The 14,454-nt window shown below is 69.7% G+C and carries 13 protein-coding genes; 9 read left to right on the top strand and 4 right to left on the bottom strand.

Annotated elements, in window-relative coordinates; translation table 11 throughout:
* Positions 1–94 precede the first annotated feature (94 nt).
* The 3 genes from DQ384_RS21215 to DQ384_RS21205 form a co-directional block, all read right to left on the bottom strand.
* On the bottom strand, positions 95–319 hold the full coding sequence (locus DQ384_RS21215; protein WP_114030838.1) for a hypothetical protein: 225 nt from the start codon (positions 317–319) through the stop codon (positions 95–97).
* A gap of 124 nt (positions 320–443) precedes the next feature.
* Positions 444–1,196: a GntR family transcriptional regulator gene (locus DQ384_RS21210; RefSeq protein WP_114030617.1), complete on the bottom strand. Its 753-nt coding sequence runs from the start codon at positions 1,194–1,196 to the stop codon at positions 444–446.
* Between the two features lie 151 nt (positions 1,197–1,347).
* The gene (locus DQ384_RS21205) at positions 1,348–1,707 is read right to left on the bottom strand and encodes a VanZ family protein (RefSeq protein WP_220183052.1); all 360 of its coding nucleotides are present in this window, start codon (positions 1,705–1,707) and stop codon (positions 1,348–1,350) included.
* Positions 1,708–2,130: 423 nt separating this feature from the next.
* Here DQ384_RS21205 and DQ384_RS21200 point away from each other — a divergent pair, with 423 nt between their 5' ends.
* On the top strand, positions 2,131–3,246 hold the full coding sequence (locus DQ384_RS21200) for an aromatic ring-hydroxylating oxygenase subunit alpha (RefSeq protein WP_245966665.1): 1,116 nt from the start codon (positions 2,131–2,133) through the stop codon (positions 3,244–3,246).
* Between the two features lie 12 nt (positions 3,247–3,258).
* Here DQ384_RS21200 and DQ384_RS21195 read toward each other — a convergent pair whose 3' ends face one another.
* On the bottom strand, positions 3,259–4,029 hold the full coding sequence (locus DQ384_RS21195; RefSeq protein ID WP_220183051.1) for an IclR family transcriptional regulator: 771 nt from the start codon (positions 4,027–4,029) through the stop codon (positions 3,259–3,261).
* 152 nt (positions 4,030–4,181) lie between these two features.
* Between DQ384_RS21195 and betA the strand changes: the two genes are divergently transcribed.
* From betA to DQ384_RS21155, 8 genes are all read left to right on the top strand, one after another.
* Complete coding sequence (betA, locus tag DQ384_RS21190) at positions 4,182–5,828, top strand: choline dehydrogenase (RefSeq protein ID WP_114030616.1); 1,647 nt, start codon at positions 4,182–4,184, stop codon at positions 5,826–5,828.
* A 429-nt stretch (positions 5,829–6,257) separates the two neighbouring features.
* Positions 6,258–7,319, top strand: a complete 1,062-nt coding sequence (locus DQ384_RS21185; RefSeq protein ID WP_114030615.1) for a quaternary amine ABC transporter ATP-binding protein — start codon at positions 6,258–6,260, stop codon at positions 7,317–7,319.
* 79 nt (positions 7,320–7,398) lie between these two features.
* Positions 7,399–9,390 carry an ABC transporter permease subunit gene (locus DQ384_RS21180; protein ID WP_220183050.1) on the top strand — a complete coding sequence of 664 codons (1,992 nt, stop codon included), beginning with the start codon at positions 7,399–7,401 and terminating at the stop codon, positions 9,388–9,390.
* A gap of 20 nt (positions 9,391–9,410) precedes the next feature.
* Complete coding sequence (locus DQ384_RS21175) at positions 9,411–10,400, top strand: ABC transporter substrate-binding protein (RefSeq protein ID WP_114030613.1); 990 nt, start codon at positions 9,411–9,413, stop codon at positions 10,398–10,400.
* A gap of 136 nt (positions 10,401–10,536) precedes the next feature.
* A complete protein-coding gene (locus DQ384_RS21170) occupies positions 10,537–11,103 on the top strand; it encodes an RNA polymerase sigma factor (protein WP_114030612.1) in 567 nt (188 codons plus the stop codon).
* Complete coding sequence (locus DQ384_RS21165; protein WP_114030611.1) at positions 11,100–12,017, top strand: CU044_5270 family protein; 918 nt, start codon at positions 11,100–11,102, stop codon at positions 12,015–12,017. The genes DQ384_RS21170 and DQ384_RS21165 overlap by 4 nt, the downstream gene beginning before the upstream one ends.
* A 353-nt stretch (positions 12,018–12,370) precedes the next feature.
* Positions 12,371–12,535, top strand: a complete 165-nt coding sequence (locus tag DQ384_RS41360) for a hypothetical protein (protein WP_181871319.1) — start codon at positions 12,371–12,373, stop codon at positions 12,533–12,535.
* Between the two features lie 634 nt (positions 12,536–13,169).
* The gene (locus tag DQ384_RS21155; RefSeq protein WP_114030610.1) at positions 13,170–14,330 is read left to right on the top strand and encodes a helix-turn-helix domain-containing protein; all 1,161 of its coding nucleotides are present in this window, start codon (positions 13,170–13,172) and stop codon (positions 14,328–14,330) included.
* The last annotated feature ends 124 nt before the right edge of the window (positions 14,331–14,454 follow it).

Raw genomic sequence — 14,454 nt, 5'->3', positions numbered from 1 at the left:
CGGGTGCGGGACGCTCCACGAGGCCGACGCGGAAACCTCCGCCCCCGATCGGGTCGGAGGTTTCCGCGCTTCCTGCCGCCGGCGTCGCAGGCGATCAGGTCTCGGGATCGGCCGGGGGCAGGAGTTCCTGCTGCTCCAGCAGCCTTTCGCGCAGGCCCTCGGAATCGTCGGCGTCGATGGTCATGGCACTGCCCGCCTCGCGTTCCTCTTCGGTCAGCAGGCGGTGCCGGGTGGCCCACCATCGCCCGGCGTCGCTCCTCCAGATGGTCCAGTCGGGGAACTCCCGGGCGATCTCGGCGAGGTGCCGGTCGAACGACATCCCGTCCACCCTTCCCACGAGGTGCGCCAGGTTTGTACCTTTCACCCTCACGGTGAGGGACATCTCTAGAGAAATCAATGATCGGTGGGGACAGGTCAACCTAACGCTTGACGTCACCCTTGACTCATGCGTCGAAGTCGTACTGAAGTACGTACGACGCGGCGTCTATGATCATCTTGTTGAGCTCGACCGCCGTGCCGCCCGCCGCGAAGGCCGACCGGCACACCTCGATCACGGGCGTCCCGGCGGGAAGCCGCAGCTTGGCGGCCTCGTCGGGGGACGGCATGCGGGCGCGCACCTCCTCGGTGAAGTGCACGGGCGCGTGGCCGAGGTCGCCCAGGCGTGCGTAGACGCCGCCGGGGCCGGTGTCGGGCACCGTGATCGGCGTCCCCTCGACCAGGTCGGCGGGGAAGTGCGAGGCGGCGAGCTGCACGGGCCGTCCGTCGACCGAGTAGCGCCGCCGGCGCACCCACACCTCCCCGCATCCGAGCACGCGGCCGACGTCCTCGGCGGCCGCCTCGCGCGCGATGACGATGTCGTCCACCGTGAAGGGGCGGCCCGTCACGTCGGAGTCCCAGATCGCCTTCCCGGTGCCCCACTGCTCGCGCGAGAGGCGGCGCGAGCCGTGGCGCCGGATCGGCCGGAAATGGCGTACGTAGACCCCCGACCCGCGCTTCGGCACGGCCACCCCTTCGTTGATGAGAACGGCCAGGGCCTGCCGCGCCGTCGCCCTGGCGATGCCGTACTCGGACATGAGGGCGTTCTCGCCCGGCAGTCGATCCCCATCCCGGAACTCGCCCGCCAGGATCGCCTGGCGCAGACGATCGGCGATGCGGCGATAGATCGGGGGTTCATGTGGAACCGGGGAAGATGCCATCACTCTCTATCACCCTCAGTCACCAATGCGGTCCGCGTCTCCAGAGAACTTGCCCCGCCTTGTCCACGATCGCACAGATACGGAGGTTGGTCCCGTGCTTCTTTTGAGCGAATCGTGCCTATGTGGTGATCTCCGGGGTTTTCTGGGGTCGCTATTGTGGACCGGTCCCGGTCGTCAAGGGGCGTGCGTGCCACCGCCGTGTGGCGAGGCTCGCGAGCGCGGCTCCCGCCGAATTGAGCAGGACGTCGTCCACGGAGGACACCCGGCCGAGGTGCAGTCCGTACTGCAACACCTCGACGGTGATCGACAAAGCGGCCGCCAGGAGGGCCACGCGCCAGACCGAGGCGAGGCGCGGCGACCGTACGGGCAGCAGCGCGCCGAGCGCCGCGAAGACGAGCAGGTTGCCTCCCACCTGCGCCAACACCGTTCCCGGCGGGGCCGTCGCGAGCTCGGCCAGATCGCTGAGAGGCAGCAGCGTGACCCCCGAAGCGGATCCCGGCGTCAAGATCATCCAGATCCACGGGAGGGTTCCGGTGACGGAGAAAACATCGGCGTACGCCGTACGAAATGGGCGCGGACGACCCCGGCGGGAGCGCCAAGTGGCCAGTAAATGCGCCGCGAGGACGGCGGCGGGGAGGCATAGAACTGTAGCTATAACGACATATCCCCAGAGGTGCCATTCGAGGCGCATGACGGACATCTTTCCGGATAGCCACCGGCCCCCGGGAAGAAATACCGCCCGGCGCCGGACCGGACCGAGTAATACAAACATGGCCCCCGGGAAAGCCCCCGGCCTCCACCGACCCCCTCCATGACGACTACACCCCGTACCCGTGAGGGGCGGTTCGCGGCGTATTGACAGGCGGCTCACCTGGGACGCAGTCTGTTGCGCACAGCGCGATCTGTTCCGCCATTCAGAACCCGAGGGGTAGTCGTGGTGACGTCCAGCCTGATCGCCACCCTGGCGGGCGGCCTCTACACCGACGAGGCCGTCTTCGCCCTCGAACAGGAGCGGATCTTCGAGTCGATGTGGTTCTGCGTGGCCAGGTCCGCCGACCTCGACGGGCCGGGCGCGTTCCGCACCGCGCGGGTCGGGCGCGAGAGCGTGATCGTCAGCCGCGCCGGGGACGGCTCGGTGCGCGCGTTCCTCAACGTCTGCCGCCATCGCGGCGCCCGTCTGTGCACCGAGGAGTCCGGCCGGGTGCGGCGCGCCTTCACCTGCCCGTACCACGCGTGGACGTACGACCTCGACGGCACGCTGATCGCCGCCCCCAACCTGAGCAAGATGCCCGACATCGACCGCAGGGAGTACGGCCTGGTCACCGTGCACGCCCGCGAGTGGATCGGCTACGTCTGGGTCTGCCTCGCCGCCGAACCGCCGCCCTTCGAGCAGGACGTGCTCGGCGCGGTGACGACCCGGCTCGGCGACCTCGCCTCCATCGAGAACTACGGCATCGAGAAGCTCAAGGTCGGCCGCAGGATCGCGTACGACGTCAAGGCCAACTGGAAGCTGATCGTCGAGAACTTCATGGAGTGCTACCACTGCGCGACGATCCACCCCGAGCTGACCGCGGTGCTGCCCGAGTTCGCCGAGGGGTACGCGGCGCAGTACTACGTCGGCCACGGCGCGGCCTTCGCCGACGAGGTCGAGGGGTTCACGATCGACGGCTCGCCGGGCGTGGACCGCATTCCGGGAGTCAGTGACGACCAGGACCGGCGGTACTACGCGATCACCATCAGGCCGCAGGTCTTCGTCAACCTGGTCCCCGACCACGCGATCGTGCACCGCATGTTCCCGCTGGCCGCCGACCGGACGGTCGTGGAGTGCGACTGGCTGTTCCTGCCCGAGGTCGTGGACGGCGGCAGCGACCTCGGCCCCTCCGTCGAGCTGTTCCACCGGGTCAACGTGCAGGACTTCGAGGCGTGCGAGCGCTGCCAGCCCGCGATGGCCTCGCGCGCGTACGCGGCCGGGGGCGTGCTGGTGCCGAGCGAGCACCACATCGCCGACTTCCACGAGTGGGTCACGGGCCGCCTCGGCATCACCCGCTGACCGGCGCCGGGCTCAGCCCGCGTAGCCCAGGCGGTGGCTGATGTCGGCCGCGCCGGCGATCAGGACGGGGACCAGCTCGTGCATGCGCGCCTCGGTGAAGCGGTACGCCGGCCCGGAGGCGCTCACGGCCGCCACGACCTCCCCGTCGTAGGCCCGCACGGGGGCGGCCATCGCGTTCAGCCCGATCTCGTACTCCTCCACCGTCACGGCGTACCCGCGGGCGCGGGCCTCGTCGAGCTGCGGCAGGAGCTCGGCGGCCGTGGTGAGGGTCGCGGGCGTGAACCGGGGCAGGCCGGCGGCGGCGAGCAGCCGGTCACGGTGCCCGTCGTCCAGGTGGGCGAGCAGCACCTTGCCGCTGGAGGTGGCGTGCAGGGGAGTGAGCTGGCCGACCCAGTTGTGCGCGGTGACGGCGGACGAGCCGCGCACCTGGTCGAGGTTCACCGCGTAGTGGGAGCGGACGACGGCGATGTTGACGGTCTCGCCGACCTCCTCGGCGAGCCGGCGGCAGACGGGCCGGCCCTGCTGGGTGAGGTCGAGGCGCGCCGAGACGCCGCCCGCGAGGCGGATCACACCGAAGCTCAGCCGGTACTTGCCGCGGTCCTCGGCCTGCTCGACCAGGCTTCTGGCCTCCAGCGCGCCGAGCAGCCGGAAGGCGGTGGACTTGTGGACGCCGATCTCGGCCGCGATCTCGCTGACGCCGGCCTCGCCACGCTGGGAGAGGATCTCCAGCACGCTGATCGCCCGGTCGACCGACTGCACGCCGGCCGACGAATCGTTGCCCATAGCCCCGGACTGTAGGCGGTCGGCGATGGCCAAGTCCATTTGGGCATTCGATACTCAATGGTTGCGTCCACCGCAACCTTGTGCGTCAATCGCTACGAACGAACGTCGATCTCCGTCCGCGCGAGCGCGACGACAGCGAGACGAGGGCAAGAATGTACGACTTCGTCATCGTCGGTGGTGGATCGGCCGGCTGCGTTCTGGCCAACCGGCTGTCCGCCGACCCGTCCGTCCGGGTGCTGGTCCTGGAGGCCGGTCGCCCGGACTACCCCTGGGACGTGTTCATCCACATGCCCGCCGCGCTGATGTTCCCGATCGGCAGCCGCTTCTACGACTGGAAGTACGAGTCCGAGCCCGAGCCGCACATGAACGGCCGCCGCATCTACCACGCCCGGGGCAAGGTGCTCGGCGGGTCCAGCAGCATCAACGGCATGATCTTCCAGCGCGGCAACCCGCTCGACTACGAGCGCTGGGCCGCCGACCCCGGCATGGAGACCTGGGACTACGCCCACTGCCTGCCGTACTTCCGGAAGATGGAGAACAGCACGGCCGACCCGGGCACCCCCTTCCGCGGCCACGGCGGACCGCTGGTGCTCGAACGCGGCCCGGCGTCCGGCCCGCTGTTCGAGGCGTTCTTCCAGGCCGTCCAGCAGGCCGGGTACCCGCTGACCGACGACGTGAACGGCTTCCGGCAGGAGGGGTTCGCGGCGTTCGACCGGAACATCCGCCGGGGCCGCCGGCTGTCCGCCGCCCGCGCGTACCTGCACCCGGTGAAGAGCCGCCCCAACCTGGAGGTCAGGACGCGGGCCTTTGTGACGAAGGTCCTCTTCGAGGGCAGGCGGGCGGTCGGCGTCCAGTACAACGGCCGCACCGTACGGGCGGGCGAGGTCATCCTCTGCGGCGGGTCGATCAACACGCCGCAGCTCCTCCAGCTCTCCGGCGTCGGTGCCGCCGCCGAGCTGGAGGCCGTGGGCGTCGCGCCCGTCCACGACCTTCCCGGTGTGGGGGAGAACCTGCAGGACCACCTGGAGGTGTACGTCCAGTACGGGTGCAGGCGGCCGGTGTCGATGCAGCCCGCGATGAAGTGGCGCCGGCGCCTGGACATCGGCGCGCGGTGGCTGTTCCTGCGGTCGGGGCCCGGGGCGACCAACCACTTCGAGGCGGGCGGCTTCGCGCGGAGCAACGACGAGGTGGCGTACCCGAACCTGATGTTCCACTTCCTGCCGCTCGCCGTGCGCTACGACGGCTCGGCGCCCGCCGGAGGGCACGGGTACCAGGTGCACATCGGCCCGATGTACTCGGACGCGCGCGGCTCGGTGAAGATCCGGAGCGCCGACCCGGCCGTGCGGCCCGCGCTGCGCTTCAACTACCTGTCCACCGAGCAGGACCGGCGGGAGTGGGTGGAGGCGGTCCGCGTCGCGCGCGCCATCCTCGGCCAGCCCGCCATGGACGACTTCAACGCCGGCGAGCTGAGCCCCGGGCCGTCCGTCCAGACCGACCAGGAGATCCTCGACTGGGTGGCCCGCGACGCCGAGACCGCCCTGCACCCGTCCTGCACCGCCCGCATGGGCGTCGGCGACCGCGACGTGCTGGACCCGGCGACGATGCGCGTCCACGGACTGGACGGCCTGCGCGTCGTGGACGCCTCCGCCATGCGCTACATCACCAACGGCAACATCTACGCCCCCGTGATGATGCTCGCCGAGAAATCCGCCGATCTCATCCTCGGCGACACCCCCCTGCCCCCGGACCACACCGAGTTCTACCGCCACCCCGGCCACTCACCCGTGGCCACCGATTGAGACATGGCGACCGGATCCTGGGCCGATCGCCTCGGCAGCCCTGACCCGTGCCGCCCCACTCACCGCCGCCGCGCCGCACGTGCGCGGTCACCGCTTCGTTCCGCTGGTGTGGCGACAACGATCGGCGACGCGTCGGCGGGAAGGGGCGGCGGTGGTTACCGGCGCCCTTGTGCGGCGAGTCCACGTGAGCGGTCGTGGGTTCGGTGCTTCTCACGAATCGGGGGGTCTCGCCGTGCGGGTTTCGGTCGGGAAGGGAAACCCGGCAAGCCTTGACGGGGCACCCGCGAAGGTCGATTCTGTTCCTCATTAAGCATTCCGGTGCGCAATATGCAACCGAAATGCCTTTTGGAGTGGTCCGTGGCAGGTCACTGTCCCGGTGGCACCTGGGGGCGTGACCGGCCTCCACCCCCCTCGACCCGCGAGGTGACCATGACGGCGACGTCGCCGGCAGAGACCTCCCCGACGGCCGCGAGCGAGAACCCGGCGATCCTCGACGTGCGCGGCCTGTGGAAGGTCTTCGGCCCACGGGCGGCCGACGTCCCCGGCTCCCCGCTCGCCGAGCTGTCGCGCGCCGAGCTCAAGGAGCGCACCGGCTGCGTCGCCGCCGTGCGCGACGCGTCGTTCTCGGTGCGGCGCGGCGAGGTGTTCGTCGTCATGGGCCTGTCGGGCTCGGGCAAGTCGACGCTGGTCCGCTGCCTGACCCGCCTGGTGGAGCCCACCGCGGGCGAGATCGTCCTGGACGGCACGGACATCCGCAGGGCCGCCGACAAGCAACTTCGCGACCTCCGCCGCCACCGCTTCGCGATGGTCTTCCAGCACTTCGGCCTCCTGCCGCACCGCCGGGTGCTGGACAACATCGCCTACGGCCTGGAGATCCAAGGTGTGAAGAAGGCCCCCCGGTACAGCCGCGCGACCGAGATGCTCGACCTCGTCGGCCTGACCGGGTACGCGGACTCCTACCCCGACCAGCTCTCCGGCGGCATGCAGCAGCGGGTGGGCCTGGCCCGCGCCCTCGCCGGCGACCCCGAGGTGCTGTTCTTCGACGAGCCGTTCTCGGCGCTCGACCCGCTGATCAGGCGCGACATGCAGAACGAGGTCATCCGGCTGCACCGCGAGGTCGGCAAGACGATGGTCTTCATCACGCACGACCTCGGCGAGGCGCTGCGGCTCGGCGACCGCATCCTGGTCATGCGCGACGGCGCGCTCGTCCAGACCGGCACCCCGGACGAGGTGGTGGGCGCGCCCGCCGACGACTACGTGCGCGAGTTCGTCAGGGACGTCTCCCGCTCACACGTCCTGACCCTGCGCTGGATCATGCGGCCGCCCGAGGCCGGCGACGCGCTGGACGGGCCCGAGCTGGGGCCGGACGTCGTCATCAAGGAGGCCGTGCCCACCGTCCTGCGCGCGGACCGACCCGTGCGGGTCGTGGCGGACGGCGAGTTGCTCGGCGTGGTCGGCGCCGCCGAGGTCCTGGAGGTGATCGCGGAGTGAGGCGTCCTCCGGTTCTCGGACGTGATCGCGATGTGAGACACCCTCACGACGCCCTCGCCGCGACGCGGGCGGCGGCGTGGTGACGTCCCAGGTCACGGCGCCCGTGCCCGCCCGGCGTCCGGTATGGACGCGCCCGTACCTCCTCGCGGGCATCCTGGCCGCCTGGCTCGTCCTGTGGCTGATCTTCCGGGGCCAGGCCACCCTGCCGCTCGGCGGCGCCGAGCTGACGCCCCTGCACGAGCGCATCGGCGCGGCGGCCGACGTCATCGACGACAGCCGCAACGAGAACCCGTTGTTCCTCTACTTCGTCAACTACATCCGCCTGTTCATCGACCAGTTCGTCACCTTCGTCCAGGCCCTGATCAGCGCCCCCTCCTTCGGCCGCCCGGTCCCCGTGGTCGGCTGGCTCGGCGTCACCGGCATCGCCACGGCGGTGGCCGTCCTGTACGCCAACCTGCGCGTCGCGCTGCTGACCGCCGCCGGGTTCGCCTCGTTCGGGCTGCTCGGCCTGTGGCGCGAGAGCATGGACACGCTGGCGCTCACGCTCGCGGCCGTCGTCCTGTCCCTGGCCGTCGGCATCCCGCTCGGCGTCTGGGCCGGGCTGAGCGATCGGTTCGAGCGGCTCGCTGGCCCCGTGCTCGACTTCATGCAGACGATGCCGACGTTCGTCTACCTCGCGCCGCTCACGCTCTTCTTCCTGATCGGCCCGGCCAGCGCCACCGTGGCGACGATGATCTACGCGATCCCGCCCGCGATCCGCATCACCTCCCACGCCATCAGGGAGGTGCCCCCCGAGACCGTCGAGGCGGGCGCGTCGCTCGGCTCCACCCCCTGGCAACTGCTCGCGAAGGTACGGCTGCCGCTCGCCAAGCGGACCATCATCGTCGGCGTCAACCAGACCATCATGGCGGCCCTGTCCATGGCGACGATCGCCGCGCTCATCGACGCGCCCGGACTCGGCAAGACCGTCCTCAAGGCGCTGGAGACGCTCGACGTCGGCACGTCCTTCAACGCCGGCCTCGCCATCGTGATCATGGCGATCGTGCTCGACCGCGTGACCTCCGCCGCGGGCCGGCGCGTCGAGACCGCCCGCCGCGCCGGGCGCGCCCGCCGCCCGCTCTGGCGCCGCGTCCAGGTGACCGCCGTCCTCGCCGCCACCGCGGTGCTGGTGTACCTCTCGCACGTCTACGTGTGGGCGGCCGTGTTCCCCGGCGAGGCCGGCCTCGGCTCCCACGTACGCAGGGCCGCCGACGCGGCGAGCCAGTGGGCGCAGGCGAACCTGTACACCTACACCAACGCCCTGAAGAACGTCGTCACCTACGGCTTGCTCAACCCGTTCGAGGCCGTGCTGACCGGCTCGCCGTGGTGGCTCGTGCTGCTCGTCGTCACCGCGGCCGCCCTCGTGCTCACCACCGTGCGCGTGGCCGTCGTCTGCGCCGCCTGCCTCGCCCTGCTCGTCGCGCTCGGCCTGTGGCAGGACGGCATGGTGACGCTCGCCGCGACGCTCGTCGCCACCGTCCTCGTCATGGCCCTCGGCGTCGTGACCGGCGTGTGGATGGGACGGGACGGCCGCGCCGACCGCGTGATCCGCCCGATCCTCGACGCGGGGCAGACCATGCCCGCCTTCGTGTACCTCGTGCCGATCCTCGGCCTGTTCGGCGCGACGCGCTTCACCGCGATCATCGCGGCTGTGGTCTACGCGGCCCCCGTGGCGATCAAGCTGGTGGCCGACGGCGTCCGGGGCGTGCCGGTGAGCGCGGTGGAGGCCGCCACGGCCGCCGGGTCGAGCCCGTGGCAGGTCATCTCCAAGGTGCAGCTCCCGATGGCCCGCCGGGCGGTCGCCCTCGCCGCCAACCAGGGCCTGATCTACGTGCTGGCCATGGTCGTCGTCGGCGGCCTCGTGGGCGCGGGCGCGCTCGGCTACGACGTGGTGTCGGGGTTCTCCCAGCTCCAGCTTCGCGGCAAGGGCCTGGCCGCGGGCCTCGCGATCGTCGTGCTCGGCACCATGCTCGCCGCGCTCACCAAGGCCGCGGCCCGGCGCGCCGACGCCGCCGCCCATGGGCGGCTCTGACACCCCCTCAGGAGGACCTGATGAAAGTTCCCAGGATCGCGCTCGCCGGAGCGGCCTGTCTCCTCGTGTCCACGGTCTCCGCGTGCGCCGGCGCCAAGGTGGGCGAGACCACGGCGGCCCCGGCCGCGTCCGGCTCGGGCTCCTCCTCGGCGAAGCAGGCGTGCGGCGCGCTCAACCTCGCGATCAACCCCTGGGTCGGGTACGAGGCCAACGCGGCCGTGATCGCCTACGTCGCCGAGAAAGAGCTCGGCTGCACGGTGACCAAGAAGGACCTCAAGGAGGAGGTCGCCTGGCAGGGCTTCTCCACCGGCGAGGTCGACGCGATCGTGGAGAACTGGGGCCACGACGACCTGAAGAAGAAGTACATCGAGGACCAGAAGGTCGCCGTCGAGGCCGGTCCGACGGGGAACAAAGGCGTGATCGGCTGGTACGTGCCGCCGTGGATGGCCGAGAAGTACCCCGACATCACCGACTACAAGAACCTGAACAAGTACGCGGACCTGTTCAAGACCTCCGAGTCCGGCGGCAAGGGGCAGCTGCTCGACGGCGACCCGTCCTTCGTCACCAACGACGCAGCCTTGGTGAAGAACCTCGATTTGAACTACAAGGTCGTCTACGCCGGGAGCGAGGCCGCGCTGATCACCGGCTTCCGGCAGGCCGAGACGCAGAAGAAGCCGATGATCGGCTACTTCTACGAGCCCCAGTGGTTCCTGTCCGAGGTGAAACTGGTCAAGGTCAACCTGCCCGCCTACACCGAGGGCTGCGACGCCGACGCCGCCAAGGTCGCGTGCGACTACCCGCCCTACGAGCTCGACAAGATCGTCAGCAGGAAGTTCGCCGACGCCGCCGGCCCCGCCTACCAGCTCGTCAAGAACTTCACCTGGACCAACGACGACCAGAACCTCGTCGCCAAGTACATCTCCGAGGACAAGATGACCCCCGAAGCCGCCGCCGAGAAATGGGTCACCGCCAACCCCGACAAGATCAAGCCCTGGCTTCCAGCGAGCTGACCCCTCCTTGCCGTCGCCGTCGTGCGTGGGCGATACCTCCAAGCCTGTGGCGTACGTCACCTTTCCTTCGCCTCCGAGAACCTCTACGGGGCGTGCGGGAGACAGCAGGGTGACCGACCGACACTAAGGAGGGCCGTTGACCATTGAGACGGCCGAGCTCGACGACGCCGAGGTGATCCGGCGATCCGCAGGCGATCCGGAGCAGTTCGCCACGCTGTTCGACCGGTACGCACGACAGATCCACCTGTACGCCGCGCGGCGGGTGGGCACGCAGGCCGCCGACGACATCGCGGCGGAGACCTTCCTGGCCGCGTTCCGGCGACGCGGGTCGTACGACCCGGCGTTCCCGCTGGCCCGGCCCTGGCTGTACGGCATCGCGACCACGCTCATCGCCCGGCACAGGCGTCAGGAGGAGCGCATGCTCCGAGCCCTGGCCCGCACGGGCGTGGATCCGTTGCCGGAGCCGATGGCCGACGCCGTGGTCAGCAGGGTCGCCGCGCGCGACAAGGACCGCGAGCTGGCGGGGGCGCTCGCGTCATTGTCGCGCGGCGATCGCGACGTGCTGCTGCTGGTGGCCTGGGAGGACTTCAGCTACGAGCAGGTCGCCCAGGCGCTCGGCATTCCTTTGGGAACCGTGCGGTCGCGGCTGCACCGGGCCAGGAAGAAGGCGCGGGCCGCACTAGGAGACGAGGAGCCGATATGAGCACGATCAAGGACTTCAGGCGCGACACGCCGCCGATGACGGCGCGGGCCGAGGATGCCGCCCGCGCGCGGCTGCTGGCGGCGGCGCGCGAACGCGAGCTCCGCCATGGGCCGCGGCACGCCAGGCGGCTCGGCCGACGGATCGCGGTCGCGGGCGCACTGGCCGTGGCGGTGGGCACCACCGTGGTGGTGGCACGCGACCGTCCCCGCGCCGTGCCGGTGGCGAGCGTGCGGGAGCTGGGCGAGCGGGCCGCGCAGGCCGCCTACGACGACCGTGGGCAGGTGCCCGGCCCTGGCCAGTGGCTGTACATCAAGGAACTCCAGGCTCCGTACCGCGGTGCCCTCGGCGTGGACCTCTCCCGGCGCGTCGTCTCCGAGGAGTGGACGAGCGTCGACGGCAAGCAGGTGGCGAGCCTGTTCCCCAACGGTAAGCTGCTCGTGCAGGGCAACCATCCGGGGCTCGGCGCGGCCGACCTGGCCCAGCAGCCGGTCACCCCCGAGAGCGTGCTGGGGAGGATCCGCGTGACGCTGGAGGACCTGGACCGGCGGACGTGGCGTTCGGGGCCGGCTCCCTCCATGGACGAGCAGCTCTTCCAGGCCGTCTATCAGCTCATGGGCACCCTGGCGCTCCCGCCGGACGTGCGGGCGGCGCTGTTCCGGGGCCTCGCGACGATCCCCGGAGTGAGCGTCACCGAGGACGTCGCGGACGCCGCCGGCAGGCGGGGGGTCGCGTTCAGTTACACAGGCCGGGACGCCCGCTACGACCTCATCCTCGACCCCGTCGACTTCCGCTTCCTCGGCACGTACGGCGTCCAGACCGCGGACGGCACCGACCCGGAGATCAAGGCGGGCACGCCGCTCACCCTGACGGCCCGCCTGGACGCCAAGCTGGTAGACGGCGCCGGCCAGAAATGAGTCCTCTCGCACATGATTGGACACGAGTACAGCCGGCGGCGGCCAGGGTGATTCTCATTTCGTCCTGCGCCTTACTGCTGGCGGCATGTCGTCCTCCGCTCGGGGACGATCTCCCTCGGCCCGTCGGAGTCGGCCGCACGGGCGACGGCCAACTCAGATTCGTGGTTCCGTTATGCGATGGTGAGGCTATCTCGTCGTTTGAGGTGGCGGACTGGGAGACCGAACGGCTTGTATGGAAGGCGTCAGAGCCCAATCGGCCAGACGTGCAGAGGGGAATGGTCGTTCTGGGGGACGCGCGGGGTTTCGCGAAACAAGAGAATTCTTTGACGTCCCCCGTGCCGCCTCACCTTGATGTGAAAGTTCGACTGTCGAGCGACCGTCCCACCGGCTCCGCGTTCCTGCGGGACGAAGTGCCGCCGAAGCTCGCGGGCAGCACCCAGGTGGTGAACTGGATCGGAAAGGCGACGCCACAGTCAGAAGAGTCTTTCCGCCAGGAGATCCACGCCGACTACTGCTGACCCGGCAACGAACATGTGATCGGCGACCCGATCGCCTGATTGCTGTCCTACGAGCGCTCTCGCTCACACTGACGAAGTCAGCCCGTCCGCTCCCCAGCGTACGAGTACGGTTCGGTGGGCGGTCTGGGCTCCGGTGAGCGGGTGGATTTTGAAGGCGCCGAGCAGGGTGGTCGTTTCCAAGCGCCTGGCCGCTGACCACAGGGCCTTGCGCGAGGTGCTGTCGGCCATCCGCGCGCAGTGGGTGGCGATGGCGGCCGTGGCCGCTACCTGGGCGGCAGGGTAGTCCGGCGGCACTCCGGCGCGCTGGGCGTACGCGGTGACGAAGTGGGCTTCGATGGGCCGTCGTCGCCCAGGGCCTTGACAACGCCGAGGCCGTACGGCTGCTGCGCCCCGGCGTCGACCGCTGCGCACATACGTCGCGGCCCATGGGGACAGCTTTGGGCTGATCACCCGATAACCGTAGAAGCTGATTGGCGGATCAATTTGCTGATGGACATCGCGTCCGTCATCTAAAGGGATCACCACAGCGAGAACGCCGTGCTGTCACCGTATCCGCAAGAGCAATTATCCTGCAGCAAGAAAGCCCCACGCCGTAGTCTGAAGTCATCGATGCTTCAAGGCAAGGGCGGGGCCTATGTACGAGCGTGTTGCGCCAGTAAATCAGGGCAAGCATGAGCAGAAGGGCATCGGGCCGCGTATCGCTGAGCTGCGTGCGTTGCGTGGATATTCACTCAGGGATCTCGGGAAACGCGCGCACGTCTCCCCGTCGATGCTGTCGCGAATCGAGAGCGGTGACAGGCATCCCAGCGAACCCATCCTCGCGGCGGTCGCCCGTGCCATGGGAGTCGACATGTCCACGCTGCGCGGGCAGCCCTACATCCACATGCTCCAAAAGGATCAGTTGGACACGCTCCTCGCCCCGATCGCCGTGGCGCTTGACGGCTGGGACGTCCACCCACTGGAGGACGATCCACCGCCACGACCGCTGCCCGTATTGGAAACAGAACTCCGCGGCCTGATCGAAAAACGCGCGCAGGGCAGGTTCGTCGAGATCGGGAAGGATCTACCGGCTTTGATCGCGGAGGCCAACCACCTTGTCCTGTTGCACGACCCCCCTGGTCGTGACCGGGAGCGTGCTCACTGGATTCTGTCGGAGGTCTGCCGGACCGTATATGTCGTCACCCACAGAATCGGCTTCAATGACCTGGCCCGGCTCGGCCTGTCCCGCATGGCGGCAGCGGCCGCGCAGTCGGGCGATCCGAGGGAAGTCGCCATCGAACGATGGAACCGCGCCCAGTTGATGGCCGACGCCGCACGCCATGATCGTGGCGTGCGGCTCGTGGAGCAGGCACTCCGAGATTTGGACGACGACGGCGAGGTCGCCACGCAGGCCGTACGCGGCGCCCTGCACCTGAAGGCGGCCGTCCTGACCGGCCGCCAAGGCGATCCGGACGGTGCGGAGGACTGGCTCGGGGAGGCGACACGCATCGCCGAACAGACGGGAGAGACGCCTGCCTATGAGGTGGTGTTCGGACCGACGAACTGCCTGATTCACGGCATGGCGATGGCCAGCGATCGAGACAGGCACGGAAAGGCCTTGGAGCGAGCCGCGAAGGTACGGATGCCGAACGGCTATCCGGCGGCACGGGCCGGTCATTACTGGGTGGACCGCGCACGCGCCGAGGTGTGGACGGCACGCCACGCAGAGGCGATGGAGTCACTGGAAACCGCCAGACACGTGGCGCCGGATCAGACGCGATATCACCCCAGCGTGCACGAAACCGTGGCAGCGTGAGAGCGGTCACGTGGAACTCTTGATCAGCGGACAGAAAAGTCGAGGCTGACGGACAGCGGTTCCTGGTCGGCGGCCATCAAAAGTCCTGGTCAATGGCCAGGTTGATCTCCTGATCCTGTCCGTG

Origin of the sequence: Sphaerisporangium album (assembly GCF_003323745.1) — a bacterium.
GTDB classification, from domain to species: domain Bacteria; phylum Actinomycetota; class Actinomycetes; order Streptosporangiales; family Streptosporangiaceae; genus Sphaerisporangium; species Sphaerisporangium album.
This window is presented reverse-complemented; position numbering and strand designations above follow the sequence as displayed.

What these genes read in the sequence shown, in the direction of transcription:
- DQ384_RS21215 (WP_114030838.1), bottom strand. Translation starts at nt 319, where the DNA reads ATGTCGTTCGACCGGCACCTCGCCGAGATCGCCCGGGAGTTCCCCGAC.
- DQ384_RS21210 (WP_114030617.1), bottom strand. Translation starts at nt 1,196, where the DNA reads ATGGCATCTTCCCCGGTTCCACATGAACCCCCGATCTATCGCCGCATC.
- DQ384_RS21205 (WP_220183052.1), bottom strand. Translation starts at nt 1,707, where the DNA reads ATGATCTTGACGCCGGGATCCGCTTCGGGGGTCACGCTGCTGCCTCTC.
- DQ384_RS21195 (WP_220183051.1), bottom strand. Translation starts at nt 4,029, where the DNA reads ATGGGCAACGATTCGTCGGCCGGCGTGCAGTCGGTCGACCGGGCGATC.
- betA (WP_114030616.1), top strand. Translation starts at nt 4,182, where the DNA reads ATGTACGACTTCGTCATCGTCGGTGGTGGATCGGCCGGCTGCGTTCTG.
- DQ384_RS21185 (WP_114030615.1), top strand. Translation starts at nt 6,258, where the DNA reads ATGACGGCGACGTCGCCGGCAGAGACCTCCCCGACGGCCGCGAGCGAG.
- DQ384_RS21175 (WP_114030613.1), top strand. Translation starts at nt 9,411, where the DNA reads ATGAAAGTTCCCAGGATCGCGCTCGCCGGAGCGGCCTGTCTCCTCGTG.
- DQ384_RS21165 (WP_114030611.1), top strand. Translation starts at nt 11,100, where the DNA reads ATGAGCACGATCAAGGACTTCAGGCGCGACACGCCGCCGATGACGGCG.
- DQ384_RS21155 (WP_114030610.1), top strand. Translation starts at nt 13,170, where the DNA reads ATGTACGAGCGTGTTGCGCCAGTAAATCAGGGCAAGCATGAGCAGAAG.